Raw genomic sequence first — 10,238 nt, forward strand, 5'->3', positions numbered from 1 at the left:
GACAACCCTTTCTGGTTTGGTTTTTAATTTCTTACTTAGCTTCTGGAATAGTGATAGACCAGCTTGCTTGTTCTTTGCCCATTGGTGCGTATACAAGTGTGCCTTTTTTAACGCTTGTTGGTAATTCGAAATAAGCTTTTCCTTCTAGTTTTTCGTTTGGTTTGAACTCATCACCAAAGTTATTTCCTTGTGGGAAAACTTCATACGTTTTGTCGCCTGATTTAATTTTGAAATCGCCTGCGCCCACGCCTACTGGTGCGTTATCATTGTTTAAGAATGACATTGCGATGCTGACCATGTTTTTGTCTTTTTTCGTGCTTTCTGTTGTCTTGATTTCACCGATTTTCATGTCGATGTTGTTGACTGTTTTTGTTTTGAATTCTTGTTTTGCGGTTTGCTCTGTTTTAGTTGTTTTGTCTTTGTCATTGTCTGCTGTATTGCCACATGCGCCTAAAAATACAAGTGTTAGGGCTGTTATTCCTGCGATTAAAACTTTTTTCATTTGTTTAGTACACCTCATTCATTTAATACATAAAGGGGAATAGTCTTATTCCCCTTTATGCTTTGTTACACCTTTTAGTGCTTCTGTTATATTATTGTGTGATTGTTACTGGAGTTGTATTGATTTGTCCACCACGGTTATCAAGTCCGATTACTTCTACAACGTCTGTTGGTTGTAGGTTAAGGGCTTTGATGTAGTATTTGTAAGTTCCGTCTGGTTGAACAAAGGCAACACTTGTTTGAACTGTTCCGTTTACGCTTAGCGTTACTTTGTAAACGTCACCTGTAGCTGTTCCGTAAAGGTAGCCATCGCCAACTTTTACTGCGTCAGCGACAACTGTTCCTGTTGCTACGTTGATTGTTACTGGTTTGCTGTCTAGTAATTTACCTGCTGCGTCATATACGTTTACTTTTACAACGTCTGCTCCGTCAGCGATTAGAGATCCTGCATAGTAACGAATTGCGCCACCAGTTGCTGGGATTGGGCTGTATTCTGTGCCATTTACTTCTAATGCTACTTTTGCAACGTCGCCAGTGTAAGATCCTTCAACGTATGTGTTTGTTCCAATTTTGTAAGCATTTGGTGTTACAGTTCCTTTTGTTACGTTAGCTGCTGGTTTGCTTACTTGTACAGTAGCTGTGTTAAGAACTGCACCAGTTGCTTCATACGCAATAACTTCTACTACGTCTGTGTCTGCAGTGATTAGAGCTTTTGCATAGTATTGGTATGATCCTGCTGTTGCTGGAATAGCTGCTTTAACTACGCCATTCACTTTAAGAGCGACTTTCGTTACGTCACCAGTTAGTGTTCCTGTTACATAAGCATCTGTTCCGATAACGAATGGATTAGCTGTTACAGTACCATCAGTTGTGCTGATTACTACTGTTTTTGAGCTAACTAATACGCCTGCTGAGTTGTAACCGTTAAGTTTTACTACATCTGTTGCAGAAAGGATCTGTGGTTTCGCATAATATTTCACTGTTCCACCAGTTACATTGATTTTTTGTAGCTCAGTTCCATTAACTTCTAGAGCAACTTTCACTACGTCACCAGTGTATGAACCTGTTACATAGCTGTCTTTACCAAGTTTGTAGCTGTCAGCAAGTACTGTTCCTGCTTGACCTTTATCTGTTGTTACGGTTACTGTTTTCGTGTCTAAAACTTTACCTGTCGCATCATATGCTGTTACTGTTACGATATCTGTAACGTTCTTGATGTTAGCTTTTGCGTAGTATTGGAATGGTGATGTTGGTGTGTTGATTGTTTGGTAAACTGTTCCGTTAACTGTTAGGCTAACTTTTGCTACATCGCCAGTGAATGTTCCTTTTACATACGTGTCTGTTCCTAGAACAAATTTATCTGGTGTGATTGTCCCTGCTGTTACTGTTGCTGCTTTTACGTTTACTTGTGTTCTTTGTAGGACTTTACCTGTTGCGTCATAACCAATGATATAAACTTGATCTGTTGGTTTCGTGATGTTGTTTTTAGCGTAGTATTGGTACGTGCTACCTGATACGTTGATTGTTGTTAATTGCGTACCGTTAACTTCTAATGCTGCTCTTGTTACGTCGCCTGTTAGAGCTCCTTTAACGTAGTTGTCTTTACCGATTGTGAAGTCATCTGCTGAGATTGTTCCTGCTGTTGCTGCAATAACGTTTACTTTTGTTCTTTGTAGTTCTTTACCTGTTGCGTCATAACCAATGATGTAAACATCGTCTGTTGCTTTTGTAATATTGTTTTTAGCGTAGTATTGGTATGAAGAACCTGATACGTTAATTGTTGTTAATTTAGTTCCGTTAACTTCTAGTGCTGCTCTTGTTACGTCACCTGTTAGGGCGCCTTTCACATAGCTGTCTGCACCAATTGTGAAGTCATTAGCTGTGATTGTTCCTGCTGTTGCTTTTGCGTTCACTTTTACTTCTGTTTTTTGTAGTACTTTACCGTTTGCATCAAGTGCTACGATGAATACTTTGTCTGCTGGATCTAAGATGTTGTTTTTAGCGTAGTATTGGTATGAAGAACCTGCTACGTTGATTGTTGTTAACTGTGTTCCGTTAACTTCCAAGTATGCTTTAGCAACGTCGCCTGTTAAAGCGCCTTTAACGTAGTTGTCTGTACCAATTGTGAATTCGCCAGCTGTGATTGTTCCTGCTGTTGCTGCGATAACTTTGATTGATACGGATAATTCTGTTGTGTTACCGTCTTTGTCTGTTACTGTATAAACGACTGTGTAGTTACCTACTTTAGTCATGTCTACGTTGCTGCTCTTCACTTTTACGTCTGCTGTTAAGTCGCCATCTTCTTTATCTTTTGCTGTTACATCTGCTAATGGGTTAAATGTATCTCCCACGCGGAATGTTTGATCGTCAGCTGTGATAACTGGTTTTTCATTTGATGCTACGATAACAATACCTGGGTTACCTTCAAGCCCATTGTCACCTTTTTGTGTTACAGAAATAACTGCGCCTTCTTTTTGTGCTGGAATTGTGATTGAGAAGTCGCCGTTAGCATCTGTTGTACCAGTTACTTTTGAACCGTCTGGAAGTGTTACTGTGATGTCTTTGTTTGGCTCACCTTTACCAGTAAGGACTGTGTCGCCTGCTTTGATAGAGTTAACATCTGGAGTTCCTGGTACTGATAGATCTTGTTGTACTTTTGTTGTTACGTTTGCACTGTCGTTTACACCGTTTGTTTGGTAGGTAACTACAGATTGATCTTTAGCAAGGTTAACACCTGCTGGTACGTCTACTGTCCAAGTACCATCTGGGGCAACTGTTGCTTTTGCAGTTGTTCCGTTAGGGAATGTTACAATAACGTCGTTTCCTGGAGTACCAGTACCGGTTACTGTCTTCGCGCCAACATAGATTGGTTTAACTACTGGACGATCGATAGCACTTGAACCTTCAGTTGAAAGACGTGTGTAGTCGAATAGGCTAAATCCGTCTATTCCTGTTGCTGGACCACCATAGTAGTTTGTTGTAACGGTGCCGTTTTTGTATGCTAATGTTACACGACCTGCTTCAACATCCGTCCATGCAGTATTTGATGCTTTAGACCAGTCAGTTCCGTGGTTCCATGCCATTAGATTTTTTACGTTGTTGATTTCTACGCGTGTTTGGTTCGCTACTGTTGTAGAGCCATAACCTTTAACAATGTGGCCAGTTTTAGATGTTGCATTGTTGTTATTTTGACGGAAATCGATGAATTTAGGGCTATTAAGCACTAATTTCGAGTTCACTCCACCGCTTAAGTCGAATACTGATGTCGTTGTTGATGGGTAAAGTGATTCTACATACGCCATTGTGTCTTTGTTGAATGTTACTACACCATTTGCTTTTATTGCTGGTTTTGCTGTTTTTGAAGCAGCGCGGATGTTAGCTTTTGAACCGTTAGCGAACGTTACAGAACCGTATGTGTAGATACCATAGTCTGCTGCTGCAATTTTCAATGTTGAGTTTGTTCCTACGTTAAGTGCGGATGCTGCTGTTGCTTCTTGTCTAATTCCGTCTGTTCCAGATAGGTCGAAGCTTGAGTTAGCGCCAATATTAACTGCTGAACCGTAGAATGTGTGGATGGCATGGCTGTTTAGTGCTTTAATTACGACTGTATTATTTTCTCCGAAGTTCGTGTTTTTGTATGTGTAGATACCGTCATGATTATTAGCTACGATGTTCATGCTAACGTTTTTACCAGTTGTTAAGCCTTCACCGCTTGTATTTGTTGTGTTGATACCGTCTACATAAGCTTTGATATCCACTATTGAATCGTCACCGAATACTACGCCACCAGCATCAATACCTTTACCTGCTGAAGATGAGATTGTATTTTTTGTGTTCGAACCAAAGTTGATGCGTGAGTTTCCAGCTGCATAAATGGCTCCAGCTTTGGCTTTTACGTTAACTTCTGTATCATCACCGAAGATAACTGGTCCGCCAGAGTAGATACCATAGTCGATACCAGAATCGATATCAATTTTTACGCGATCTGCTGGTGCTTTTGGTTGATTAGATACTGTACCGAAGCGAATTGTTGCTGCTCCTGCTGAGTAAATACCTTTATATTGTGTTCTTAATTTTAGGGATGAACCGTCACCGAATGTGATGGATGCATTACCATAGATACCATGACCGTTATCACTTACGATATCGATATTAGCATTTTTACCTACAACGATTGCTGCTCCTGTGTTGTATGCATAAACGGCTGTACCAGTACCAGTTGCTTTAAGGTTTACGTTATCGCCGATTGTAATGTTTCCTGATACGTAGATACCGTTACCGACATCACCAGATGCTAGCGTTAAATCAGCGCCATTTTTGACAACTAATGTTGCTGCTTTTACAGTTCCGTATTTTGATGATGATTTCAATACTGTGTTTTCACCAACAACAAGGGCACTATTTGATACGTCAAATGCGTAACCTTTGCTTGAGTTCATGTTGATATAAGCATTATCGCCAATACCTACATTACCTGATGAACGAACTTTAACTGCTGTGTTTAAAGCTGATAATTCTTCGATACGTGTGTTGTCTTCGATCGTTAGTTCATCAACGTCCATACCGTATTGATCTGGGCTGACGATTTTATTGTTTGTTCCACCGATAGATAGGGAAAGTTTACCCGATCCACCCATGATCATTCCCCATACTTGTACGTTGTTCGTCAAGTTAACTGTTGGTGCTGCTGTTGAGTTATAACCTGTGAATACACCTTTTGTTCCAATGTTTGTGATGCTCAAGTCTTGTACATCGACGATTGAAGTCGAACGCATAATCATTTGGTAATTACCAGCAGTTATCGCATATCCGTTACCTTCAATGCGGATGTTGCTGTTGATTGCTACGTTACTTGTGAATTGGAAGTTACCAGTGATTTCAATAACGTTGATTGTTGTAGATTCTGCTGCTGCTTTAAACTCTGCAAATGTTGAAACTTGTGCACGTTTCTCTGTTACCCCATTGTCTAGAGCTAATGACATCGGTGCAATTGCAATTTTGCTTGCCGCTTGGTCTGCAGTTGGTAATGTTGGTGTTGTTATATCTTGCCCTGTTGCTTCTGCTGCGAATGACCCAGCTGGTAATACTGTAAATACTTGACTTGCAATAACTGTAGCTACTAAAAGTGATTTTGCAGCTTTCATGACCGACGCCTTAGATAGTACGTTAATTGGTCCCTTTTGTTCATTTTTCATGTTTATTTTTCTCCTTCTTCCTTAAACTGTTTATTTGTCTGTTTTCTCTGCGTGAACTGTGTTGCCTTCACATAATAAACACCCCCTAAGTTGCAACAGAAACTGTATTCTCATTTATATTTATTAAAAATATAGAATCATCTTAAGTAGTGTTTCCTTATGTTCTGGAATAAGTCCCTGCAGTCATTTGTTCAAAGTAAAATTCATTACTTCACTCGTGCTGATTGGATTATATCATAGTATTTTAGAGTCACTTGGCGATGTTTTTTTCTGTAAATCGCCAGTTTCTTCTAAAAAGAAATGTAGTTGGACGATATATCCATTTTAATTTGTAAACTATTATACTTTTATAGTGCGTGGGTGAAACCTTTGTTAAATCTAACAAAATTAGAGTTTGACTGTTTTAAAAATTCTGATTAATATTGATAGAAACTCTGGTGTTGCTTTAATTAATCTTGTTTATACTAGATATTACTAAGTTATGATGCATTTTTATCTTTTAGTAATGTGGTGTAAAATAAATATTTTCTTGCTTTTATTGCTTCATTTTGCGGTCTTTGTTGTACTTCTCTTTATTTTTGCTACTTTTTGGCTCAAAATGATGTCCATTTTTTTGGTAACAAATTTCACTTATTTTAGGGTATTTTTCTTGCTATACTCTAAATTTGCAGATTTATCACATTTTTGATGTAACTTATCTTGCTTGCCGTTTGAATTGTCATACATCACTAACAGTTCATTCTAGATGTTGTGTCGCCGTGGGTAGCCTCACCTCCTTTGATGTGTTTTTCGAGAGGATCCATTATTGTTCACCAATAATAGATTGCCATTATTTTTAGATTCTTTCTATATTTGCGTGTATTGGGTTGGTTTGTGAAGATTGTTTCTGGGGAACTTGTGAAGAGATAGTATGACTGCGAGATGCAGCCGGTTTTCTTAGGTTGGTCGGGGGATGACCAGAAGAAGAATTTTTCGTTAGGTACCTGAGATTTGCTTATACTGCCTGTTCTCGGTGCCTCTTACAGTTATAAGAATACTACATAAAAATACGAAAATGCGATTATTATCAAAAAGTTCTTCAATCGAGAAACTTTTGACTTTGCTTAGTGAAAAAAAATGACAAATCGCCATTATGGTGCTATATTGAGCGTAATAGAAAGTCGTGCTTTAGGAGCGTGTTTTAGTATGAAAAATCTTGTCATTGCTTCGGAATATCGGAAGCTAAGACTGCTGCACATCTTGTTTACAGCAGAACAGAACTATACGAAGAAAGAACTTGCGGGATTGCTACATTGTTCTATTAAGACGCTAGATAGCGATATAAAAAGTTTGCAAGAAATTTTTGATCCAGCGATTGCCTATGTTCATGAAGATGAGTACCATGTGCTATTTGATGTGGGAGAGCAAGTGAATTTCTCCTATTTATATGCCATGACCGTCAGCAATTCGTATATGTATTTAATTTCTAAAGATATCTTTGCGGGGAAACGGCAAAACTTAACCGATTGGGCAGAAGAGAATTTCAGTAGTTTGCCAACGATGTATCGCCGCGTTCGCCAGATTGATACCTATCTTGCCGAGAGCCGCCTTGTTTTGGAGACGACACCTCTTGATATTAAAGGGACGGAGATTCGCTTGCGTTTTTATTATTTTCAGATTTATAGCCGTTCTTATCCTTATACGAAGTGGCCGTTCCCGGAAATACCGTATGCGCGTGTGAATGACTTTATTAAGACGGTGGAGAGTTGTTTTGGGATTTATTTTTCGCTATCTGCTCGGATAAATTATGCGCTTGCGATTGCCGTTTGTTTGGAGCGTGTGAAGCAAGGTTACCACTATACGATGACGCAGGCTGATCTTCACTCTTGGAAAAGCATTGCTGAGGCGCAGCGTGAGTTTCATCCGGTTGATTATTCGATTTTGGAGGATATTGTTGGATTTGAGATGTCGAAGGATGAGCATTATGTGAATGTTTTGATGTGTTTTTGGACGAATTTCTCTTATGTTGATGAAAGACAGGCAGAAGTACGAGTAAAAAATAGTCAGCTTGTTAATCCTCATAAGCATGAATTAGCCCAGGATTTGGTAAAACTTTTAGAGGTGTATCATATTCATAATACGACACATATTTTAGCGGAGACGATTGATTTTCTAACGCGCTTCCTCTTTATTGATAAAATGAATACCCTGCCCGAGGTACCATATACGCACGTAGCTCCTGATAAACATGAACTAAGCCAAAAGATTAGAACGGTATTGAATAGCTTTGAAACGAATCCAAATCACCGTTATATTCGCTCTAACAAGGCCATGATAATCCACTATCTAACGGATTTCTACAACATTGTGATACAACAAGAACAACAATACCGGATACTTCATGTGAAAATTGTTTCAGAGAACGGTTATTTTTGGGAAGAATACCTGCGCACAGAATTACGGAAGCGATATTCAGAAGAGCAACTTATCATTTGCGATGAATTGCATTCCCACGAACACATGCAACACATCGATCTCATCATCAGCGACTTCCCCTTCTATGAAGAAATTGGTATTACAGCAGACACCCTTGTCTGGAACATGCCCCCTGTAAAAAAAGACTTTGAACAACTAGATGTCTTTTTAAACAAAAAGAACGAGCGTTTTACTAAATAAAAAACGCCCCACCCATATTAGGTAGGACGAAAGACTATGCTTTACACAAATCGAGCGATTGCCGCCGATTTATTTAGCGTAGGTGCTTATTTAAGCTGGTGTGTCTGTTAGTTCCCAAGTAAGTGTTGCTTCATACTGACCTGGAATTTTTGAAGTTTTACCTGGTACGCTTAGTTTAATGCTGTCTGCGGCTTCTGTCGCGTCCTCTCCAAACATTTCAACCCACGTTCCCATACCTTGGTCTTCTTCTGCACTCATAACATCCGATGACGTTCCAGCTGGGTCAAGCGAGAAGCCTGTTGCTGTTGGTGCGTCACTTTCTGATGCGGAGTTCAATGTTGGGTTTTCAAAACTTAATACGGCACCTACTAATTCGGATGTACCATTAACAAATTGGCCGTCTTGTTTTACTGTTAAATGCCAACCAGCGTTAGATCCACGGTTATCTGTGATTTGGATATAGTTAGGAATATCTTTAATCGTTTCTGATGCGCCTACTTTAATTTGATCAAGTTGCGCGGAATAAACTTCATTATTACCAGATATTTTTTGATCCCCGAAGTGAATATTAGAGATATAATCGATGCTTAAAGGACCTGCTGTGCCTGCTGGATGATCTGGGTCAACTGGTACTACCACTTCTGGATTTCCTGGATCTGTTGGATCAACTGGATTTGTGATTGTATCATTAGGAATAAAGTTTACATCTGCTTTGGAGCCCAATGTTCCACCGTCTGCTGCATGAGCCATTGTTCCTGTACCTGTTCCTACTAAGGTTGCCACTGTTACCATACCTACGATCGCGAATTTCGTTAATTTCATATTATCAATTCCTTCTCTCGTTTTTTATTGTGTCCCTTACATACATAAGATTACTACACAAAAGACGAAATTCAGGAGTTATGTCAAAAAATATCGAAACCTAGAAAAAAATGAAAACGACTAGGCTTTTGTAGCACCTATCATTATTCCTCCGACAACTACTAAAACAACACCGATAATGACAAAAATAATTTCTTTTCGCGTTTTGCGTTCGTTCAATAGAAGAATCGCGCCGAGGGTTGAAATAACGACACCGAGTTGCGATAGAGAGAATCCAGTTGCAACACCAACAAGACTGTTCGCATAGATCATCGCCACATTTCCAATCGCCCAAATCATACCAGGAATCACAAGCCAAGCTGTCTTTTTAATGAAGCGGCTTTCTTTGTCGTCCTTACTACGCGCCGTCATAATCAGCGCCGCTATCACCATCCCAATCGCTTGTGGCAAAATAGCATCCAGTCCATTGATGGAAAATCCTTGAATAATAACAACGTAGCTAATATAACCCGCCGACGAAATAGCTAGTGCTAGCAGTCCGCGATTCAATGTCGCTTGCCCCGCCTCTTCTTTTTCCGCGTAGGATGTCATAAAAATACCGATGACAATTAGCGCCAACGCAATGAATCCAAACACGATTCGGAATGTCGTATCCCATTCGTGAAATAGTAGCACCCCACAAAGCGTCGTTCCAACAAGCTGCATCCCTGTTGAAATCGGCATCGCTTTTGAAACACCAATTAGCTTAAATGACTTCAATTGGAACATCTGTCCGACACTCCACAAACAGCCCGTAATAAAGCTAATAATCACCGTTTCCATTGTATAAACTGGATCTGTAAATAGGAACGCAATACATGCAAAAATAAGCGCCCCAAATGTGATACCTGTCGTTTGCTGCCTTGTTGTACCGCCAATCTTTGTAATAATTAGCGGCATAAATCCCCATAGTAAAGCCGGTATAAGCGCTATCAAAATATTCATCTGTCCCTTTTCCTCCCTAATTATCAAACCTAATTATGTACTATAATCCCTTAAAAATTGATTATCCCACATTACATTTGA

5 protein-coding genes are annotated in these 10,238 nt (G+C 39.5%); 1 reads left to right on the forward strand and 4 read right to left on the reverse strand.

Going from position 1 to position 10,238, the window contains the following annotated elements; genetic code table 11:
• Window positions 1–31: 31 nt before the first annotated feature.
• Together HPK16_RS06775 and HPK16_RS06780 are read right to left on the reverse strand one after the other, a co-directional pair.
• Entirely contained in the window at window positions 32–502 is a 471-nt protein-coding gene (locus tag HPK16_RS06775) for a DUF4352 domain-containing protein (RefSeq protein WP_181676251.1), read from the reverse strand.
• A 91-nt stretch (window positions 503–593) separates the two neighbouring features.
• On the reverse strand, window positions 594–5,696 hold the full coding sequence (locus HPK16_RS06780) for an immunoglobulin-like domain-containing protein (RefSeq protein ID WP_181676252.1): 5,103 nt from the start codon (window positions 5,694–5,696) through the stop codon (window positions 594–596).
• A gap of 1,185 nt (window positions 5,697–6,881) precedes the next feature.
• On the opposite strand from HPK16_RS06780, the gene HPK16_RS06785 reads away from it, so the two are divergent.
• Complete coding sequence (locus HPK16_RS06785; protein ID WP_181676253.1) at window positions 6,882–8,351, forward strand: AcpB/EbpR/MafR family transcriptional regulator; 1,470 nt, start codon at window positions 6,882–6,884, stop codon at window positions 8,349–8,351.
• A gap of 90 nt (window positions 8,352–8,441) precedes the next feature.
• Here the strand turns inward: HPK16_RS06785 and HPK16_RS06790 are convergent, their stop codons facing one another.
• Both HPK16_RS06790 and HPK16_RS06795 read right to left on the reverse strand, forming a co-directional pair.
• Window positions 8,442–9,173 carry a WxL domain-containing protein gene (locus HPK16_RS06790; RefSeq protein WP_181676254.1) on the reverse strand — a complete coding sequence of 244 codons (732 nt, stop codon included), beginning with the start codon at window positions 9,171–9,173 and terminating at the stop codon, window positions 8,442–8,444.
• Between the two features lie 120 nt (window positions 9,174–9,293).
• Complete coding sequence (locus HPK16_RS06795) at window positions 9,294–10,157, reverse strand: GRP family sugar transporter (protein WP_181676255.1); 864 nt, start codon at window positions 10,155–10,157, stop codon at window positions 9,294–9,296.
• Between the last annotated feature and the right edge of the window lie 81 nt (window positions 10,158–10,238).

The sequence above is a fragment of the Paenilisteria rustica genome (assembly GCF_013820765.1).
GTDB lineage: Bacteria > Bacillota > Bacilli > Lactobacillales > Listeriaceae > Listeria_A > Listeria_A rustica.

Excerpts from the sequence above, each read along its gene's own strand:
- HPK16_RS06775 (WP_181676251.1), bottom strand. The coding sequence starts at position 502 with ATGAAAAAAGTTTTAATCGCAGGAATAACAGCCCTAACACTTGTATTT.
- HPK16_RS06780 (WP_181676252.1), bottom strand. The coding sequence starts at position 5,696 with ATGAAAAATGAACAAAAGGGACCAATTAACGTACTATCTAAGGCGTCG.
- HPK16_RS06785 (WP_181676253.1), top strand. The coding sequence starts at position 6,882 with ATGAAAAATCTTGTCATTGCTTCGGAATATCGGAAGCTAAGACTGCTG.
- HPK16_RS06790 (WP_181676254.1), bottom strand. The coding sequence starts at position 9,173 with ATGAAATTAACGAAATTCGCGATCGTAGGTATGGTAACAGTGGCAACC.
- HPK16_RS06795 (WP_181676255.1), bottom strand. The coding sequence starts at position 10,157 with ATGAATATTTTGATAGCGCTTATACCGGCTTTACTATGGGGATTTATG.